Origin of the sequence: Pseudoalteromonas sp. TB64 (assembly GCF_000498095.1) — a bacterium.
Classification (GTDB): Bacteria; Pseudomonadota; Gammaproteobacteria; order Enterobacterales; family Alteromonadaceae; genus Pseudoalteromonas.
In genome coordinates this window covers 1-19,439 of sequence record NZ_AUTQ01000179.1, presented here as the reverse complement: position 1 = coordinate 19,439, position 19,439 = coordinate 1, and the positions used below count along the sequence as shown (strand labels likewise).

General features: G+C 36.9%; 14 protein-coding genes and 3 pseudogenes (1 of these 17 running past the window's edge). 8 read left to right on the top strand and 9 right to left on the bottom strand.

What is annotated here, in order from left to right:
* The 3 genes and pseudogenes from hemW to L647_RS0114985 all read left to right on the top strand — a co-directional run.
* Positions 1-56 (top strand): annotated as a pseudogene (gene hemW / locus L647_RS01000000124345) (radical SAM family heme chaperone HemW) (it extends 1,082 nt beyond the left edge of the window).
* 79 nt (positions 57-135) lie between these two features.
* A complete protein-coding gene (locus L647_RS0114990; RefSeq protein WP_024611790.1) occupies positions 136-1,971 on the top strand; it encodes a DUF885 domain-containing protein in 1,836 nt (611 codons plus the stop codon).
* 87 nt (positions 1,972-2,058) lie between these two features.
* A complete protein-coding gene (locus L647_RS0114985; RefSeq protein WP_024611789.1) occupies positions 2,059-2,727 on the top strand; it encodes a hypothetical protein in 669 nt (222 codons plus the stop codon).
* Positions 2,728-2,848: 121 nt separating this feature from the next.
* Here the strand turns inward: L647_RS0114985 and L647_RS0114980 are convergent, their stop codons facing one another.
* Positions 2,849-3,565 carry an SIMPL domain-containing protein gene (locus L647_RS0114980; protein ID WP_024611788.1) on the bottom strand — a complete coding sequence of 239 codons (717 nt, stop codon included), beginning with the start codon at positions 3,563-3,565 and terminating at the stop codon, positions 2,849-2,851.
* Between the two features lie 114 nt (positions 3,566-3,679).
* On the opposite strand from L647_RS0114980, the gene L647_RS0114975 reads away from it, so the two are divergent.
* Both L647_RS0114975 and L647_RS0114970 read left to right on the top strand, forming a co-directional pair.
* Complete coding sequence (locus L647_RS0114975) at positions 3,680-6,349, top strand: bifunctional acetate--CoA ligase family protein/GNAT family N-acetyltransferase (protein WP_024611787.1); 2,670 nt, start codon at positions 3,680-3,682, stop codon at positions 6,347-6,349.
* Positions 6,349-7,317 (top strand): ion transporter, encoded by a 969-nt coding sequence (locus tag L647_RS0114970; protein WP_024611786.1) that lies wholly within the window; start codon positions 6,349-6,351, stop codon positions 7,315-7,317. The genes L647_RS0114975 and L647_RS0114970 overlap by 1 nt, the downstream gene beginning before the upstream one ends.
* Before the next feature lie 54 nt (positions 7,318-7,371).
* Here L647_RS0114970 and L647_RS01000000124340 read toward each other — a convergent pair.
* The 3 genes and pseudogenes from L647_RS01000000124340 to L647_RS0114955 all read right to left on the bottom strand — a co-directional run bounded on the left by L647_RS01000000124340 (position 7,372) and on the right by L647_RS0114955 (position 12,541).
* Positions 7,372-11,884, bottom strand: a pseudogene (locus L647_RS01000000124340) (EAL domain-containing protein).
* Between the two features lie 25 nt (positions 11,885-11,909).
* Positions 11,910-12,311: a GNAT family N-acetyltransferase gene (locus tag L647_RS0114960; RefSeq protein WP_024611785.1), complete on the bottom strand. Its 402-nt coding sequence runs from the start codon at positions 12,309-12,311 to the stop codon at positions 11,910-11,912.
* A 26-nt stretch (positions 12,312-12,337) separates the two neighbouring features.
* Positions 12,338-12,541 carry a DUF3283 family protein gene (locus L647_RS0114955; RefSeq protein ID WP_024611784.1) on the bottom strand — a complete coding sequence of 68 codons (204 nt, stop codon included), beginning with the start codon at positions 12,539-12,541 and terminating at the stop codon, positions 12,338-12,340.
* 135 nt (positions 12,542-12,676) lie between these two features.
* Here L647_RS0114955 and L647_RS0114950 point away from each other — a divergent pair, with 135 nt between their 5' ends.
* The gene (locus tag L647_RS0114950) at positions 12,677-13,366 is read left to right on the top strand and encodes a transporter substrate-binding domain-containing protein (protein WP_024611783.1); all 690 of its coding nucleotides are present in this window, start codon (positions 12,677-12,679) and stop codon (positions 13,364-13,366) included.
* On the opposite strand, the gene L647_RS0114945 is transcribed toward L647_RS0114950, so the two are convergent.
* Together L647_RS0114945 and L647_RS0114940 are read right to left on the bottom strand one after the other, a co-directional pair.
* Positions 13,363-13,608, bottom strand: coding sequence for a DUF1289 domain-containing protein (locus L647_RS0114945; RefSeq protein ID WP_024611782.1), 246 nt, complete (start codon positions 13,606-13,608; stop codon positions 13,363-13,365). The genes L647_RS0114950 and L647_RS0114945 overlap by 4 nt on opposite strands.
* 119 nt (positions 13,609-13,727) lie before the next feature.
* Positions 13,728-14,861, bottom strand: a complete 1,134-nt coding sequence (locus tag L647_RS0114940; RefSeq protein WP_029880503.1) for a 1-acyl-sn-glycerol-3-phosphate acyltransferase — start codon at positions 14,859-14,861, stop codon at positions 13,728-13,730.
* Positions 14,862-15,377: 516 nt separating this feature from the next.
* On the opposite strand from L647_RS0114940, the gene L647_RS0114935 reads away from it, so the two are divergent.
* Both L647_RS0114935 and L647_RS0114930 read left to right on the top strand, forming a co-directional pair.
* The gene (locus tag L647_RS0114935) at positions 15,378-16,322 is read left to right on the top strand and encodes a D-2-hydroxyacid dehydrogenase (protein ID WP_024611780.1); all 945 of its coding nucleotides are present in this window, start codon (positions 15,378-15,380) and stop codon (positions 16,320-16,322) included.
* Positions 16,323-16,507: 185 nt separating this feature from the next.
* Positions 16,508-16,885, top strand: a complete 378-nt coding sequence (locus L647_RS0114930) for a DUF3192 domain-containing protein (RefSeq protein ID WP_024611779.1) — start codon at positions 16,508-16,510, stop codon at positions 16,883-16,885.
* 90 nt (positions 16,886-16,975) lie between these two features.
* Here the strand turns inward: L647_RS0114930 and L647_RS0114925 are convergent, their stop codons facing one another.
* From L647_RS0114925 to L647_RS0114915, 3 genes and pseudogenes are all read right to left on the bottom strand, one after another.
* Positions 16,976-17,875: a diguanylate cyclase gene (locus tag L647_RS0114925; protein ID WP_024611778.1), complete on the bottom strand. Its 900-nt coding sequence runs from the start codon at positions 17,873-17,875 to the stop codon at positions 16,976-16,978.
* A pseudogene (locus L647_RS0114920) lies at positions 17,859-18,560 on the bottom strand (response regulator); the annotation flags it as partial. The pseudogene L647_RS0114920 and the gene L647_RS0114925, both read right to left, overlap by 17 nt.
* A gap of 27 nt (positions 18,561-18,587) precedes the next feature.
* On the bottom strand, positions 18,588-19,349 hold the full coding sequence (locus L647_RS0114915; protein ID WP_024611512.1) for an IS5 family transposase: 762 nt from the start codon (positions 19,347-19,349) through the stop codon (positions 18,588-18,590).
* Positions 19,350-19,439: the final 90 nt, after the last annotated feature.

The following is a 19,439-nucleotide window of genomic DNA, read 5'->3' as shown; positions in this document are numbered from 1 at the left end:
AGGTGAGCTTAAAAGGTCATCGTTTTTTAAATGACCTGCTAGAATTGTTTGTGTAGCGCTAAGGCACTGCACAACAATATAAAACTAATAAATATAAATCACCCTAATGGGTTTCTAACAACAAAAGGGAAAACAATGCGTAAACTTACTTTTATTGCAGCAGCAGTTGGCGTTGCACTTCTTGCTGGTTGCCAGCAAACAACACAACAAGCTACTTCAGCTCCTGTTGCACAAGCAGTTCAATCACAACAAAGTGAAATAGACAAAGCGAATGCATTTTTTGAAGATACATTTAACCGCGATGTAATGAGCAGCCCTGTATATCAAACATACATGGGAATTAAGCAAGATTACGATAAGTGGGACGATGGCAGCGAAGAAAGAAAGCTTAAAGATTTAGCACAAACAAAAGCTGATCTAGTTACACTAAAAGCAATTAATCGTGATTTATTAGATAACGCGACAAAAGTTAGTTACGACTTAAAAAAACAAGATCTTGAAAGCTCAATTGCTGACTTTAAATGGCGCTACCATAACTACCCTGTGAACCAAATGTTTGGTACGCATTCTATGATCCCTGCATTTTTAATTAACCAGCATCAAATTAGTAATGTAAAAGAAGCTAAAGACTACATTTCTCGTTTAAATGGTGTGACTGGTGTTATTGATCAGCTTATCGTTGATTTAACTGTACGTGCAGAAAAAGGCATCATTGCCCCTAAATTTGTGTTCCCACATGTTATTGATTCAAGCAAAAATATTATTCATGGTGCACCGTTTGAAAAAGGCGATGATTCTACATTGCTTGCTGACTTTAAACGTAAAGTAACGGCGCTTGAAATTAGCCAAGACGAAAAAGACTCGTTAATTAGCGATGCATCAGATGCATTAAAATCAGCTGTTAAACCATCTTACTCTAAACTAATTAATTACCTTGCACAGCTTGAAAAACGTGCTGATGATCGCGATGGCGCATGGAAATTACCTGATGGCGAAGCGTTTTATAACAACGCACTTAAGCGCACAACTACAACTGATTTAACGGCTAAAGAAATTCATGCAATTGGCCTATCTGAAGTGACACGTATTCATGATGAAATGCGTGAAATTAAAGATAAAGTTGGCTTTAAAGGCGACTTAAAAGCGTTTATGCAGTTTATGAAAACTGACAAGCAATTTTACTACCCTAATGATGCACAAGGTAAACAACGTTATCTTGATGAAGCCACTGGGCTTATTGATACAATGAAAACGCGTTTAGATGAGCTATTCATTGTTAAACCAAAAGCAGGTTTAAAAGTAAAAGCGGTTGAAGGATTCCGTGAAAAAGCGGCAGGTAAAGCATTTTACCAACAGCCAGCTCCAGATGGTTCACGCCCAGGTGTTTACTACGCTAACCTTTACGATATGGAAGCAATGCCAACGTACCAAATGGAAGCACTTGCCTACCACGAAGGTATTCCGGGACACCATATGCAAATAGCTATTTCGCAAGAGCTAGAAGGTATTCCTAAGTTCCGTAAGTTTGGTGGCTACACTGCGTATATTGAAGGCTGGGGTTTATACTCAGAGTTCATTCCTAAAGAAATGGGCATGTACTCAGACCCTTACTCAGATTTTGGTCGCCTCTCAATGGAGCTATGGCGCGCATGTCGTCTAGTTGTTGATACGGGTATTCACGCAATGAAGTGGACTCGCCAAGAAGGTATTGATTACTACGTAAATAACACGCCTAATGCAACATCTGACGGTGTTAAAATGGTTGAGCGTCACATTGTAATGCCTTCTCAAGCAACGGCTTATAAAGTGGGTATGCTTAAGATTTTAGAACTTCGTGAAGACGCTAAAAAGCAACTTGGTGATAAATTTGATATTCGCCAGTTCCACGACGTAGTACTTAAAAACGGTCCTGTGCCACTTAATGTACTAGAAAACTTTGTTAACGAATGGGTAGCAAGCAAAAAAGCTTAATATCATTTAAAGCAATTGTTTAAATTGAAAAGGTCGCATTTGCGACCTTTTTTGTTTTATAGTGATAAAAAATCTTTGAGAATAATAATGGATTTAAGCATACAGCTACTTAACGCGCGCATTTCAAAGCATCAGTTAAATGAGCTCGATAACGACTTTAAAAAGCTAAGCACTGCTCAGCAAACTTTGCAACTAAACCATTTATATGAAAGCGCTCAACGATTGAGTGTTAAGTATGATTTTATGCAAAACATTGCTACACGTATATTAAGTACTAACACAGCACCCGCACCATTTATTAATCAACTTACTAATATTGATGCGTTAAGTTTTTTTACCCCAGCGCTCAAAGTAAATAAAGGCTTTTTAGCACAAGATACCCAAGGAAATAACGTACTGCATAATGTGTTTAAACACGCTAATTATGCAAAGCTGCCATTTAACTATGTACGCTCTTTAATGCTATTTGAATCTAATGACGATTTACTAAAAGCGCTAGCTCAGCCAAATCAACAAGGATTAACGCCGGTTGCTAACTACATTGCTTACGCCGATAAACCTAACACACCAGTTAAGCATGAGTTCTCAGCGTTATTAGCACTTATGGAAATAGAGCAAAAACAAAACCCGAGTGCCAAGCAGCAATTCCCTAGCGCATTAAAAGGTCAAAAACTTAACGAGACCACTATTTTATTAAGTGCCGCTTATTTACAGCGTTCAACAGTGCAAGTCGTACACTTAATCAAAGCACTTTAACTTACAAACACCCTCTAAAAAATATGTTGTTTATAAAGTGGCAAGTACAGCTTTTATGGTGGTTGATGTGCTTCAATATGAATATTTTCTGCAGCTTTAGAGCTTAAATAATACTTTAGATTTAATCACTTAAGTAATATTCAACACTTGTTACCACTCTTACGTTTTTTATTTGTGGTGTGTTTGAATCTCTATTACCAATACTAAACTGACCTTGGCGGGCTGTTTTTATTTTTCCTAATTTAGAATTAGAATCTTTAGCAAATTTATTAGCTACCTCTCGCGCCTTTTCAGTTGCCTCTTGCACCATTGTCGGTTTTATATCGTTTAAGCCTGTAAATATGTATTCAATTTTTGTTTCGTAGCTATCTTGCACAACAGCAATATCTTGCTTAGCAAGGCTGCTAACTTTACCAAGTGCATTTTGAACTTTATCAGGTGCATTTGAATATACGGTTATATTTGAGCGGACAATGTACCGAAACTTCTGGTTTTCGTTGTTATATTCACGTGCTTGTTTATCAATAATTGATTGGCTGCCCAAGGTTATTTCATTGTCGTCAAAACCATGTAATTTTAAAAAAGCGATTACAGCATCATTTTTTCTTTCAACTCTGCTTACCAGCTTTTCAAGGTTATTATCGGCATCACTAAACTGCAGTGGCCAAATAACTGTATCGGCGATGACTTCGCGCTCAGCTAATCCCTTTACTTGCACCGTACGTTCCATACTTTTTACATTAAGGGCCGTGCTTTTTAAAATAAATCCGAAACTAATTAAGCCTATACTTAAACAGACAGCAGCAATAACTATATAAAAACCGGGTGCTTTATTCACATTATTCTCCTTGATTGACATCAATAATAAGCAATTGTCCGCTCGAAATAACACGATAAACAGGGTACATTGAGACTATAAATAACGCAAAATTTAATCAGCCAAGGAAAATCCATGAGCTTAAAGCGCATTACCCAGTTTTTTAACCCAAGCTCAGTGGCAGTTATTGGTGCCTCTAACGTATCTACTCGTGCTGGTTTTGTTGTTATGCGTAACCTTTTACAAGGTGGCTTTAAAGGCCCAATAATGCCTGTAACACCTAGTTATACAGCAGTTCACGGTGTACTCGCATATTCTTGTATTGCCGATTTACCTAAAGTCCCCGACCTTGCTGTTATTTGCACAAACAAAAACACCTTAACCGACATAATTCAGCAGCTTGGTGAGCTGGGTTGTAAAAGCGCAATAGTTATTGCTGACGGGCTTTCTGGGGATCAAAAAAGTGCGCTTAAAGCATGCGCTCAAGCCCATCAAGTTACTTTACTAGGACCAAACTGTTTAGGGTTACTGATTCCGCATATTGGTTTAAATGCGAGTTTTTCGCACACAGTAGCAAGCCCCGGTAAAATTGCATTTGTATCTCAATCTGCTGCGGTATGTTCTACCATTTTAGACTGGGCTAAAAACAAAGAAATTGGTTTTTCGTATTTTGTCTCGGTTGGTGATTGCCTTGATATAAACTTTAATGAGTTACTTGATTTTTTAGGGCGTGACGTTAAAACCAAAGCTATTTTGCTCTACATAGATAACATTGAAGATATACGCGGTTTTATTTCAGCTGCCCGTGCAGCGGCTTTTAGCAAACCTGTTATTGCTATAAAAACAGGAAAAACCAGTGCAGGCGCCCTCGCTGCAGAAATTCATACAGGCGGAAAGCAAAGCTCTGATGCAGTTTACGATGCACTTTTTCAGCGTGCTGGTATGCTACGCGTAAATGATTTACGTGAACTTTTTGCAGCTACACAAACACTTGCAATGCACCCGAAGTTACTTAAGGTTGAGCAGTTAACCATTTTAACAAATGGCGGCGGACCTGGTGTTATGGCTGTTGACGAACTTATTCAAAGTTCAGGTAAGTTAGTCGAGTTGAGCGTTGAAACTCGCAATGCGCTTAATAAAGTGATTCCGCAATCAGAAACCACTTCAAACCCTGTCGATATTTTTGGCGACTCCGCTCCTGCTCGGTACAAGCAAGCCCTGGAGATTTTATTACATGCTAAAGAAGTTAAAAATTTACTCATAATTCATACCCCATCAGCGCTAGCACCTAGTGAGGATTATGCAGATATTATTGTGCAAACACTTAAAACGCTTCCTAAGATGGCCCGCCCTTATGTAATTACTAACTTTATGGGCGAAGATGCTTCATACGCAGCAAGAAAAGTGTGCTCTAACAATGCAATACCCACCTATCGTACGCCAGAGGGTGCTGTTGGTGCATTTATGCATTTAGTAACTTATCGCCGTAACCAAAAGCATTTAACACAAACACCTGAGTCTAATACCGATGACGCTAAAATAAATAAAGAGGCTGCTAAAGCCCTTATTAATGAGTTTTTAGATGATCAACACAGCTATCTACCTACCCATCAAGCGAGCCAAATATTAAATCATTATGGTATTAAGTGTATTAAAACCGAAGTTGCTTACACCCCAACAGAAGCTAAAGAGCAAGCAATAGAACTCGGGTTTCCTGTTGCATTAAAACTGATTAGTCCAAGTATTGCCTCTAAATCTGAGGTTGGTGGAGTCGTGCTTAATTTAAATGATGCGCAAGAAGTAGAACAAACTGCATTTGCAATGCTCATTCGGATCAAAAACACGTACCCTGATGCAACCATTGAAGGTTTTTCATTACAAAAAATGGCTCCTCGCGCCGGCGCTAATGAATTAAGAATAGCGATTAAAACAGAGCCAAATTTTGGTCCTGTTATTTTATTGGGTGAAGCAGGTACAGGGTTAGAATATGCACAAGCAGCGGTTGCCTTACCACCACTAAACATGAATTTAGCAAAGTATTTAATTGCCGCAGCACACGATAAAGGCGTGTTAAAAGAGCGCATATTACCTGAAAAGGTCGATAAGTATCGTTTATGCGCATTACTAACTCGCATTTCGCAGTTAGTGATTGATCAACCCGATATCAGCTCAATGGAGCTTAACCCTATACTTGCCAGTAACGGGCAGTTTTTAGTACTTGATGCGACCATGACACTTAATCGCTATCAAACCCAAAGCAATCGTAAGCGCTTATCTATTCGCCCCTACCCTATTGAGCTCGTAGAAATAGTAACGCTTAAAAACAACACTCAGGCTACGCTCAGACCAATAAAACCAGAAGACGAGCAAGCACACCAAGCATTTGATCAATCTCTTAATAAAGAAGACAGGTACAAACGATTTTTTGGTGAATTGCCACAGTTTAACCACGATCAACTCGCTAAAATGACGCAAATTGATTACGACCGTGAAATGGCGTTTATTGTATGCCAACGCTTTGAAGGTAAAACACGTACATTAGGTGTATCAAGAGTGATTATGGATCCCGATAACTTACATGCTGAATTTGCTATTGTTGTACGCTCAGACTGCCAAGGTTTAGGTTTGGGTAGAATACTAATGAGTGCAGCAATTAATCACTGTAAACGCCAAGGTGTTGAGTCGGTTGAAGGTATTACATTGCCAGAAAATACCGGCATGATTGAGCTTGCACGTAAACTCGGCTTTAAAATAAGCCGTGATTTTGAAGAAGGCAGCATTAATATGGTGCTTTTACTTAAATAATGACAAACAAACCAACCTCAAGACAAAAAGTAGCGAGTCTGTTTGAAGGCACAGGCGGCTATCATCGCGCTGGGCACCTACTTGATATTGCGCTGATTGCTTTAATTATGATTAATGTAGTCGCTATTATCATTGAATCAATCCCAAGTGTTGCACAGCAATACTACGACGCATTTTTAATCTTAGAAATTGTCTCGGTGGCTATTTTTGGAGTTGAATATGTAGTAAGAGTTTGGTCGTGTGTTGATAAACCCAAATATGCTGCAATTGAAGGTTCTAACGTAAAGCGCCGACTCAAGTATCTTTTTTCCCCATTGGCAGTAATAGATTTAATAGCTATATTGCCTAGCTTATTAATGTTTATAGTACCACTAGACCTGCGTTTTTTACGTGTACTAAGGCTTTTAAGAGTATTTAAACTTACGCGTTATTCACGTGCTATGCAGCTACTTCTACAAGCTTTTTTAAGTGAAGGAAGCTCCCTCTTTGCCGCCTTTTTTATTATGGCAGTTGTTCTTATTTTAGCGTCTTGTGGCATTTATTTAATTGAGCACGACGTACAACCAGATAAATTTGGGTCTATTCCTGCCGCCATGTGGTGGGCAATGGCAACATTAACCACGGTTGGCTATGGTGACGTAGTGCCAATAACACCACTTGGTAAGTTGTTTGGAGGAGTAATAACGCTGCTTAGTATGGGGATGATAGCAATACCAACCGGTTTATTAGCATCAAGTTTTTCAGAGCAAGTACGCAAACGTCGCCAAGCTTTTGAAGACGCTGTACACGAACAGATTCATGGTGGCACACTTAACGATGGCTCGCTTAATGATGAACAGCGCGGTCACTTAGATGAGTTACGTTGTAAATTAGGTCTAAATAAATTAGAAGCTAACAAAGCAATTAAAACTCAACTAAATGAGCACAATAGCAAATTATTTTGCCGAAATTGCGGAAAACGCCCCTAGAATGAACCCAAAGGGCAGCGTATCTTTAACTTAAAAAGACGAGCAGACCTTAGGTTAACTTTTATTGAATATGTCATCCCAGTTACGTGTAATCAGTGCTGGTACATCTTCACTTGAAACTGGCCGACTAAATAGATACCCCTGAAAATGCTTACAACCAAGCGCCTTTAAAAAGGTAAGTTGATGTGAGCTTTCAACCCCTTCAGCTACACACTCTTTTCCTAAACTATGAGCCAATGCTAATGTTGAGCGAATAATGGCTTCATCATCAGAATCAACGCCTATATCTTGCACAAAGCTGCGGTCGATTTTAAGCACATCAATAGGGAAGCGTTTTAAGTAAGTGAGTGAGGCATAGCCGGTACCAAAGTCATCCATATATAATCTACAACCAAGCTTTTTAAGCATTTCCATACTCTGTAAAGCGTGCTTTGAGTCACGAATTAGTATTGATTCTGTAATTTCAAATACAATAGCTTCTGATGGAACTCCTGCAAAGCCTAATGCTCGTTTTATCTCTGGCACTAACTCTTCAAATTCGAAATCTAATGCAGATAAATTTATAGATAAATACAACTCAGGCGACACTTTACGCCATTCTTTTAGCTCATCTAACGCACGGGCGAGCGTTTGTAACATTATTTTTGTAATCAAACCAATACTCTCAGCCGCTAAAGAAAACTCCTGAGTTTGTACTAATTTGTTCTCAGGCCAACGCAGTAACACTTCAAACCCCTCGGTTTTATAAGTTTGCGCATTTATAATCGGCTGGTAGTTATTACAAAATTCATGCTCTTGATATGCCTTAGTTAGCTGTGACTCTAAGTGAAGCGCTCTTTGTACATGTTGATTCATTTCTTGTTTATAAAACTGATAACTGCCCTCAAGTGAATCTTTAGCATGATAAAGCGCAATATTCGCAGCTTTTAATAGTGTTCCACTTTGCAATGCATCATCAGGTGAAATAGCCACACCAATGCTTAAATTAATATTTACAACTTGCCCGCTAATACTGATATTTTGGTTTACACAATCCATAAGTTTTGCACAAATCAATAATACTTCTTCAATTTGGTGAATATCCTCTACAAGTACAACAAACTCATCACCACCAAAGCGTGCAACACTATCTGATGGGCGCAAAGTAAGCTTTAGTCGTTTGGCTACTTTTTTAATTAATTCATCAGCAGCCTCATGCCCTAATGAATCGTTAAAGTATTTAAAGCGTTTAATATTTATGTGTAATAACGCTACCTTGCATTGATGATGTTTGGCTTGCTCTAATGCGTGCTCAACACGGTCATTAAATAATGTACGATTAGGTAAGCCTGTTAATACGTCGTAGTTGGCAAGTAAATGAAGTTCATTTTCAGCTAATTTTTGCGCACTGATATCTGTTAAAATAATTACATAGCTATTTAAGCTTTGGTTGTTATCGGCTACAGCACTTATTTTCACTAATACATGACGCGACTCTCCACTAGCAAGAATAACCGTATCCTCACAAGAAAAGTGCTCCTCAACCGATAACTTTTTCATAATACGTAAATAATCAAACCGATGGCTGCGCGAAATACCTAAATTTAAGGAGCGGCTAGATAATGACTCAGCCGAAAAATTGAACGCCGTTTGTAGGGATTTATTTGAAGCTCGAATATTTAAATTTTTATCGAGTATAAACACCCAATCTCGAGTTTGTTCAAATGCTGCCGTAAATAATAACGCATGCTCTTCAAACACCATTTCACGGGTCATATTAGTATAAGTACCAGCTACTTTTTGCGGTGTTTTGTCGTCCCATTCAACTACTTTGCCAAAGTCTTTATACCAGCGCCAATAACCTTTAGCGTGGCGTAAGCGGTAGGTACAATTAAAATACCCTTTCTCGGTAGATAAAAACTCCAACCATTCTAAACGGAATAACTGCTTATCTTGAGGGTGAATTTTAGCTAAATATTCATCAAGGCTAACGGTTTCATTGCTATATCCCAATTCGCTGTATAAACGAGGCTGATAAATATTTGGGTTAGTCGATTTCCAATCCCAAACTCCAGATTCACTGCCCTCAAGCGCTATTTTTAAACGCGCCTCACTCTCTTTACTTTCTTTATTTGCAGCTAACAAAATACGTTGAATTTTATTACGACGCATTACCCACATAGCTATTAAGGCAATAAATAGCACACCATATAAAACAATAAAATATGGAGCACGCCACAGAGGGTATTTTACTTTTATTTTTAAAATAGCTGGTGAAGTGTATTCACCGGTAAGTGGATCTTTCGCCCAGACTTTTAATTGATAGTTACCTGGGTTTAATTTAGGAAACAATACTCGGTTGTTATTGCGCGTATACGTTTTTTGACCATTATCTAATTGATACTCATAAATAATACGTTCTTGATTACTAAAAGCCATTGCTGAGAATGCAACTTCAAGCCCTATATCATCATGATTTAGCACAACTTTATTTAGTGGCTGTTTTAAATTGGGAGATAAATCTCGTGACATCAAATCAACTCGCGTAATATTTACATGCTCGATAAGCGACTGATGATTTTTGTTTTCCATTGGGTGAAAATAGGTAAAACCTTTAATACCACCATAAGCAATACGACCATCTTTAAGTTGTGCCATGGCATTACTATTAAATTCAGCCGAAAGTAGCCCTTCAGAGGTTGTGAATTGTTGAAAATGAAGCGTTCCTGGATTTAATCGCCAAATACCTTTATGGCTACTCATCCAGATCATACCGTCATCATCAAGCACCATATCGTAGAGCAAAGTACCGAGTTTATTTTTTTCTAGATCAATTGTATGTACTAATTGATAAGTCGTTGCATCTAGCCCTATCAAACCAAAATTAGAAAGTGAGATCCATAAAATATTATTGTTATCTATCACATACGACAGTACGTTAATAGCAACGTTTTCATGTTGCCTAGGTACTTTATAAATCATTTTTAACGCTAAATTTTTTGGATTTACTTGATACAAAATACCCGCATTAAAAAATAATGGAGAGTCGGGTTTATTAGACAAAGCAGGTAAAAATCCGTGGGCTAAAAAAGGTTCAAACTGCGCCATTTCGCCANCCAGCCAATCGGGACACTATTTGCGTATTTACATTATAAACAAACACGCCATGATCAGAGTGAACATAATATAAGTCGCCATTTGGCATTAAGGTAACGCCATGTACCCAACCGGTTATTTGTTCTTGGTTAGCCGGATTTTTTGTTTTAGGTTCGCTGATCTGATGTGTAATGGGATCAAAAATAAACAACCCGCGATTACTATAAAGCCAAAGCTTATCTTTATAAGGCATTATTTCATATACGGTAAACTCAGTGGTGAGTAAATCTACTTTGTAATCTTTTAAATAAGGAGTCCCTGTATTTGCTTTTAAATCAACTTCAGTTAAACCGTTATGCGTTGCTAGCCATATCTTATCTTTGTACTCTGTAATTCCCCAAATCGAGTGATGTGACAGCCCTTCTCCACCGAGTTTACTACCATCAACATTATTAAAATGGTAATTATCATTTGATAAATAAAAAGCGCCATCGGTTTTAGTAGCAACCCATTTACCACCAGACTTATCTTTAGCCATGTCTATAATACTCGTATCGGCGAGAGTATATTTACTCTGCGTAATGCGCGTATTTTTAATTATTTCACCGCTGTTTAAATTAAACTTAAACAGCCCTTTATCTGTCGCTAAATCAATTTTTCCGTGTTCGTTAACTATTTCCCAAATATTTAAATCCGCTAACAATGCTTTATTTTTAAATACTAAATCTAATCGCTCAAACATACCCGATAGATCACTGATATCTACCTGATACAAGCCTTTAACAGTGCCGACTAATAGTTGATTATTTTCAGCTAACGCAAACGACTTCACATTATTTTGATAAATATGATCAGCTTCTCCCTTTAAGTGCTGTAAAGGTCGTATTTGCTCTGTGGCAATATCAAATACATAGGCTCCATGGCTAGTGCCGATAAATATATAACCGTTGTAATGAAATAGCTTTCTAACAAGAGTACTTTTATATTCACTAGGGAGTTCAAAAATAGACGTGATTTCGCCACTTTCTATATCAAGCTTAGCAAAGTCTCGACCTCGACCAATCCATAATGTTTTTTTATCAACGGTAAGCATACTAAAAACAGATTGATTCATTATCTGTTTTTCGCTGGTAGGTTTTTTTAAAAATTGTTTATATGAATCAGTTACCGGATCGTACCTAAATAATCCAGCAAGTAGAGATGCAATCCAAATACGACCTTCGGTATCTTGGTAAATACGGTCAATAATAGCTTCTTCTAACTCGCCATTAGGACCATTAATAGAGAGCACCTGATAGCCATCATATCGATTTAGCCCTGCTTCGGTAGAGAGCCATAAGTAACCGTTATTATCAATTAGCATGGTGTTGACGTAGCTTTGTGACAAACCTTCGCTTGGAGATAAACGCTTAACCTGCGCGCTTAGTTGGCAGCTTACAATCGCCATAAAAACGATAAAGTAACTTACAATCCGGTTAACGCCTCTGCTCATGCTTATTCCACATTATTATTTATTGTTATGGGTATTTTAGGGCGACAATATTACGGTGTTTATAAATATCAAAAAGTGATTGTAAAGCAAAAGTATATGTTAACACTTGGTTAAAACCAAGAGCACTATATAAATCAACTACGTTTTTGTAAGCAAAGGTATAAACTACTTTTTTTTGGCTTTTTAAAAGTGTTGAGATTAGTAACGTAGCTAGCCCTTTTGATCGATGTTTGGGAGCCACAAAAACAGTAGATAAAAATAGAAAATCAGTTTTATTTTGCAGCCTACATGCTGCAATAATTTCTTTATCAGCATAAACAACCCACAGTTGATCTTGCTTATTAGCACGCCCTTTTGCGTTATGTTGCTTATAAAACTTATTTACGAGTGGGGTTTTAATTTCATTTATGCATTCAATCACATACATAGTTGTACCAATTCGCCTAATTAGTACTAATTTAGCATCATAACCAAATACTGTTCAAATTGTTGCTTCAAAAACATTTGATCTGCAATCGGGCGGTTATGGATCGTGTTGTACACTTGTTCACGCGTTTTTTTATTTCGCTTAATTTGATACGCCCAAAATGACGCTTCATAATCAAGCTGAATTTGATACTTTTCCTCACGTGGCAATAGACACAGATTAAAACTCACGGTATTTCCTCATTAATTTATAAATAGATATTCAAACAAGCCACCACTGTGCAACTGTGCAACTGTGCAACTGGTAACCAACTTGCTATTATACACTTCTTATTTTATTGATTTTTTCTGTAATTGGAAGTGATAGTGCATAGACGTTTTAATACTTTGTTATTATTGGTTAATTTATTCTTTAGCGCATCATGTTTGAGCCATCAATATAACCTTACTTTTAACCGCCCTGAAAGCACACCTCAATCTGATTACGTCGTTGAGTTATTAAAACTCGCTTATGCTGATATTGGTTATAAAATACACTTTGTAGATTTTGATCGCCGAAACGCATTATTAGCGGCTAATAACGGAGTATTAGATGGACAGTTAGGTCGAGATATTAGTGTAGAAAATCGTAGTAATTTAATTCGAGTTAACTACGAGCTCCTTAAATTTAATTTAGTAGCTTATAAAAATTGCCAACCAAATACATTTGATCAGCTCGATAATGTTGCGATTTTAGATGGTTACACAGTACAAGAGCGCTACTTATCTAGCTCGCAGTTTCCAGGTAATGTGGTCCGAGTTAAAAATTTAAATACACAGTTAAACTTATTTACTCAACATAAGGTACAGGGAATTCTATTATTTAATTCTTCTTTGCCTAAAAAAACAATAGCAGATACCTGTTTTATAAAAGAAATATTAATAACTTATCCAATATATCATTACCTACATAAAAGAAATGAAAACTTAGTTGAAAAACTACAACACGCATTAATTAAGCTAAACAGCGACGGAACAGTATACGCATTAAGAGCAAAGTATAATTTAAGCTTTTAAAAATCAAAACCTTGCTGTTCTATTGTGTTATCTAATCCACTGCCTTGCTGCTTTTTTTGCAAATAACGTTTATAACGTTGCTGACACAAACTTAATACTTTCTTTTTTTGTACGTTAGTTAACGAATTCCATAAAAAACGCTCATCACGACTGCGATAACACCCTTTACAATAACCTCGATTATTAACCAGACAAATACTTTTACAAGGACTTGGAATATCAAATATTTCAATTTGTTGCATCGCATTTACACCAATTAATTAGAGGTACTTAGTATAGCGTTATTTTTGAACAAAAAAAAAGCAGCAATTAATTGCTGCTTTTCGGTGTTATTTTTAAATTAATCTAAGAGGCTAAAAGCTTAATGCTCACAACCTTTAGTTTTAATCTCTGTTTTACGATGAAACGGTTTGGCGTACATGGCAAGTACCAATGGCTTTAACTCATCTGGTACGCACGCTATACGCTGCTCAAACGTAGCTGTATCTGGCGAATCAATTACTTGTTCTTTACAGCCACCAGCAATGTAATTACCAGGATGTAAGTAAAACGAATCCACAATTTGCTTATCTATCGTTTTTGCAAGTTCTTCAGCACTATCGCAACCCGACTCAATTGGTTTTCCAAATGATAAATGCACGTGTCCTTTCGCTGCGCTAAAGCCCTCAACAATACTGGCAATATCTTCACCTGCCGACTTAATATACTCACCATGCTGTTGTTTATGATAAAGCTCTTTTGCTTTAGCTATCGCACACGGCTCGTACTGATACGATATAGAAACAGGGACTATTTTTAATTCTTTTACATAATCACTAAATTCTTTCTTTTGCTTACGTCCATTCAATTGCAGCATTTTTAAAAGTGCGGGATCGGTTTGATCAAAACCATCTTTTGCACGGCCTTCTTTTTGCGCAATCCAAATAGAATTACCACTCATTAAAGAGTCATAAATATAGGACGAAAGCTGAGTAAGTGCTCTTAACATTTCTTTAGGAGCTTTAGCTGAGCGTTTAACAATAAAACTTTTATTTAAACGCATGAGCTCAGTAATATAAGGTATTTGCAATAAGTTATCGCCAATAGCAATACGTACGGTTTTCATTTTATGCTGAAATAAACCCCAATTAACTAATGCCGGATCGAGCACAATATCGCGATGGTTAGATACAAATAAGTAAGCCTGATCTGAGTCCAGTTTATCGAGCCCCGAAAATGTTACTTTTGAAGTGGTACGCTTTACTAATTTATCTAAGTATTGCGCAACTTCGTTTTGTACATCCTCAACCGTGGTCACTTTACCCCATTTTTTACGTAATTGGCTTCTTACCAATGGACGAGCTATAAATGGCACAGACGATAAAAAGCGCGGTAAGTTATACTTTGCTATTACATCAATAAACGCATTATCGTTCATTAAACGCGAAAGCGAATCCTTAACTTCATCATCGTTATAAGGTCTTATGTCAGCGTACTTGTCTTCTAATTCACTCATTACTACATCTATAATGTTAAAAAACGGCACGCCAAGGCGCACCGTTTATGTCTATGTTCGATTATAACTCAGCCAATCTAAAATGCGAAATTACCTATAAAATGCTTCTATCTTTGACGCACTATTATCATAACTGTAAATTACTTTGTTATTTCTAAAGATCGCTAATCTGCGATAAAGCGGCAAGTTATATATTTATATTCAATTTCTATCTAAGTTACGACCACAAAATTAAGCATTAGTGCCAAAAGTTATGCGCTTAATCATCTTAGATAGCTAATCAAAATAGCATATTATTAGGGGGTTAGTGGGCTGACCACGTTGATATTCTTCACTTATAACAAACATAAGCATCGACTAGTCATTTGGTAGTATTAGCATTAACAAAAGCTAATTTTCGTAGTACCTTAAGCATCAATTCAAATTATCTGTACTTACTTTTTATATATCTTCATTATTTACAGGTATCTGCCTTTATTTTTTAATTAGATTTAATCTATATAATTAGGACACATCATGAAAATTACCGTTCTCGATAACGCGACTTTAGCTAAAACATCACTTACCGGTATAGAGCAATTAGGTGAGCTAACGACTTATGAGCTCACTAGTCCGGAGCAAGTACTTGAGCATAGCCAAGGCGCTGATGTTTTAATTACCAATAAAGCGGTTCTAAATCGCGATACAATTAGTCAATTAAAGCAACTAAAGCTTATTTGCGTAAGTGCAACAGGTACTAATAATGTTGACTTAGAAGCAGCTAAAGAATTTGGTATAGCAGTAACTAATGTTGCTGGTTACTCAACACCTTCGGTTGTACAACATACATTTTCATTAATCACTAACCTTTTAGGTAATACACACCGTTATCAAGCTGATTGCCAGCAAGGTGCATGGCAAAAAAGTGAAATGTTTTGCATACTCGATTACAGCTTTAATGATTTACAAGGTAAAGTATTTGCAATTATTGGCGGTGGAACATTAGGTCAAGGTGTAGCTAAAGTGGCTGAAGCTTTTGGGGCTAAAGTTATTATTGCTGAACGAAAAAATGTTGCATGTCGCGATGGTCGTACCCCATTTGAAGAAGTTATTAAAACTGCAGATATAATTAGCGTACATTGCCCACTTACCGATGAAACCCGTGATTTAATTGCTATTAACGAACTTAAAATGATGAAACCAAGCAGTATTATCATTAATACAGCACGTGGCGGTATTATTAACGAAGCAGACTTAGCTACAGCCCTTGAACAAAATTTAATTGCCGGTGCAGGTGTAGATGTATTAACTAAAGAGCCAGCTGAGCTGTCAAACCCGCTTGCTAATTATAAAGGTGATAATCTATTACTTACACCACATATTGCATGGGCAAGCACGGAGTCAATTGTGCGATTAATTAATGAAGTAAGCTTAAATATTGCCGCATTTAATAAAGACGAATCACGCAACCGCTTGGTGTAGTGATTTTATTGTAGTAATCAAATAAGCTAAAAAATGGCTGTTTTTACTAATACATTTAATATTTTATTAGATAAAAACAGCTTAAATCACTTAACAAACTGATTAATAACAACTTATAAATATGGTCTACTCTTTGCTTTAATACAGCTAATAACCAATTAAAAATCTTATTAAGGTAAAAAAAAATGAAAAAATCACTTTTAGCAGCCGCTTTAATCGCTCCATTTTTAACAGGCTGTGTTATTGCCGTATCAGATGGTGAAGCTGAAACACATTGGGCTGGTAAAAACTCATCTAGCTGGCAAAGTAAGTATAAAAATAATCGTGAAGTAATTGCTGAATTAAAAATGGATAGCAGTTATCAGTCAGTATTAACAACACTAGAAACACCTAGTTTTACTGAGTTATTAAAAAAAGATAACGATGTATATCAGGTATTATTTTACCCAACACATAGCGTTCATTCAGATGGTAAAATGACTAAAGATGAGTGCACAGCACTGGTATTCAAAAACGATAAACTAGTGGGTATTGGCGACACCGCACTGGATATGATCAAATAGAATATAGTCAAAAAGTAATAAACGAAAAACGCCAATAAAAATATTGGCGTTTTACTTATTAGAGCTGTAAATAACTAAGAAAAAACATAATTAGCGAGCGACTATTCTATCGCGTCCCGCATCTTTGGCTGCATATAAACCTAAATCAGCTTCTTCTAAAAGCGCTTCTTCAGCAAATATTTTGCCACTTTCAGTTGTTGCAACACCAATACTGACCGTTATATGGTTGGCATTTAATGATGCTTTATGTTCTATATTTAAACTATTAACTGCATTGCGTAGTTTATTTGCAAATGCTATTGCTTCACTTTTGCCTACACCTGGCAGAACAGCAGCAAATTCTTCGCCGCCATAGCGTGCTATAAAATCACTACCACGTTCACATTCACCAACAAGTGCTTGAGCTACTTGTTTTAAACAATCGTCACCAGCACGGTGTCCGTAGCAATCGTTGTAACGTTTAAAATGGTCTATATCCATAAGTAAAACAGAAAGAGGTAAACCGCTGCGGATACTTCTGCGCCATTCACGAGATAAATTTTCGTCTAGGTAACGCCTATTTGGTATCTCGGTTAAACCATCTATTGAAGCAAGCATTTCTAGTAAATCATTCTTTTGCTTTATTAATAACTGATTACGAACTCGTACACGTACTATTGAGGCGCTAAATGGTTTAGTTATGTAATCCATAGCACCAAGCTCTAAACCTTTCGATTCATCTTCATGGCTATGATTAGCAGATATAAAAATGATGGGTATAGATTGGGTTATTGGGTTTTCTTTAAGTTGTACAAGCACTTCGTATCCATCAATGCCTGGCATAACAACATCGAGTATAATTAAATCAACTTGTGTCGTTTTTACAAAAGTGAGTGCTTTTTCGCCACTTTCCACCAAAAACACTTCATGCTCAGTATTAAGTGTTTTATCGAGTACCAATCGGTTGAGAGGATCATCATCAACAATTAATACCTTAGCTTTTTTTGACATCCTTTGCCCCCAAACCTTTTATAAAAACAATCACTTGTTCTAACTGCATAATAAGCTCTTTCATTGTAATTTCAATAGGCTCATTAGTCGTTTTAAGGTGTTTTTCACACTGCTGTGCACAATACGACAACCTTTTAAAACCTAAATTACCTGCTACTCCTTTAATACTATGCACTAAGCGTACCAAATCATCCTTACTAGTACTTTCATCTATCTGAATTAATTGAATTTGACATAAGTTAGCAAATTTATCAATCATAGTATTAAGTAATGCTTCATCTAAATTAAACTGCGTTAAAGCAAATGATTTTTCAAAAAAGCTAGGTTTAACAAGTCCTAAGTCAGCAATAGCACCTGTAAGTACTTTAGCAACCACTGGCTTTGTTAAATGCTTGTTCATACCACAACGTAAAGAACGTTCAATATCTGCAGGCTCACAATGAGCTGTTAATGCAAAAATAGGGAGCTGCTTTGCGTCAAACTGTTGACGAATCAATGCTGTTGCTTGACAGCCATCGATATGCGGCATTTGTACATCCATTAAAATTAGATCGGGCTTTAAAACCTGCAATAACTCCATACCATCTGATGCACTCGAAGCTGTAACAACATTAATTTCAGCTTGGTGTAACACACTGCTAATAATCTCTAGATTTAATTGATTATCATCAATTGCTAATACTAGGGGCTGTTGATCTTTGTAGTATATATATTAATCAGCCCACATTGGTAGCCACATCATAGTAAATGCTAAAGCGAGCATGGAATGATAATTCCGTTCAAGCTTTTCATACCTTGTAGCTATCCCTCTATATTGTTTGATCCGACCAAAGGCATTCTCAACTAAGTGCCTATATTTGTACATGCACCAGTCAATATCTTCATTACCCACTAAACTGTTATCCTTGCGTGGAATAACGGGTGTAGCGCTATTATCACGAATAAACTCTCTTAGTTTTTCACTATCGTAGCCTTTATCTGCGACAACCACATTACTCGTTGGGCAATTGTCTACAAGTGACTCTGCATGGACGATATCATGCGTATTTCCACAGGATAATTCATAATAAACAGGCAATCCTCCGCTATCTACTGCAAGATGAATTTTAGTCGAATTGCCACCTCGACTCTTACCGATTGATTCATTGCCAGCGGTTCTTGCACCGCAACTATGCTGGTGAGCCCTGACAATACTGCCATCAATAAAGATCCAATCCATATCAGCATAGTGGGATAACACACGAAATAATTCATTCAAAATATCTTTTTTGGACCATAAATTAAATCGTCTATAGATAGCACTCCACGAGCCGAAATAAGACGGTAAATCTCGCCAAGGAATACCGGTACGCATCTTATAGAGTATGCCTTCGAGCGTTTTTCTATGCTCAGGCTTATTATAAATTCGACCACTTAAGTGCATTACTTTTGATAAGACATTCCATGTCGCGTCTGTTAACATTAATCTTGGCATGAGGGTTCGGTGTAACGTTTTTTAGCGAATTCAATTATACCTTATCCTCATGCTGTTTGTTTTTTATACCGCAAAGATCAACACGCCCTA

Bases quoted from the DNA above. Each gene is read 5' to 3' on its own strand.
- L647_RS0114990 (WP_024611790.1), top strand. From the start codon at position 136: ATGCGTAAACTTACTTTTATTGCAGCAGCAGTTGGCGTTGCACTTCTT.
- L647_RS0114985 (WP_024611789.1), top strand. From the start codon at position 2,059: ATGGATTTAAGCATACAGCTACTTAACGCGCGCATTTCAAAGCATCAG.
- L647_RS0114975 (WP_024611787.1), top strand. From the start codon at position 3,680: ATGAGCTTAAAGCGCATTACCCAGTTTTTTAACCCAAGCTCAGTGGCA.
- L647_RS0114970 (WP_024611786.1), top strand. From the start codon at position 6,349: ATGACAAACAAACCAACCTCAAGACAAAAAGTAGCGAGTCTGTTTGAA.
- L647_RS0114960 (WP_024611785.1), bottom strand. From the start codon at position 12,311: ATGTATGTGATTGAATGCATAAATGAAATTAAAACCCCACTCGTAAAT.
- L647_RS0114945 (WP_024611782.1), bottom strand. From the start codon at position 13,608: ATGCAACAAATTGAAATATTTGATATTCCAAGTCCTTGTAAAAGTATT.
- L647_RS0114940 (WP_029880503.1), bottom strand. From the start codon at position 14,861: ATGAGTGAATTAGAAGACAAGTACGCTGACATAAGACCTTATAACGAT.
- L647_RS0114935 (WP_024611780.1), top strand. From the start codon at position 15,378: ATGAAAATTACCGTTCTCGATAACGCGACTTTAGCTAAAACATCACTT.
- L647_RS0114930 (WP_024611779.1), top strand. From the start codon at position 16,508: ATGAAAAAATCACTTTTAGCAGCCGCTTTAATCGCTCCATTTTTAACA.
- L647_RS0114925 (WP_024611778.1), bottom strand. From the start codon at position 17,875: ATGTCAAAAAAAGCTAAGGTATTAATTGTTGATGATGATCCTCTCAAC.
- L647_RS0114915 (WP_024611512.1), bottom strand. From the start codon at position 19,349: ATGCCAAGATTAATGTTAACAGACGCGACATGGAATGTCTTATCAAAA.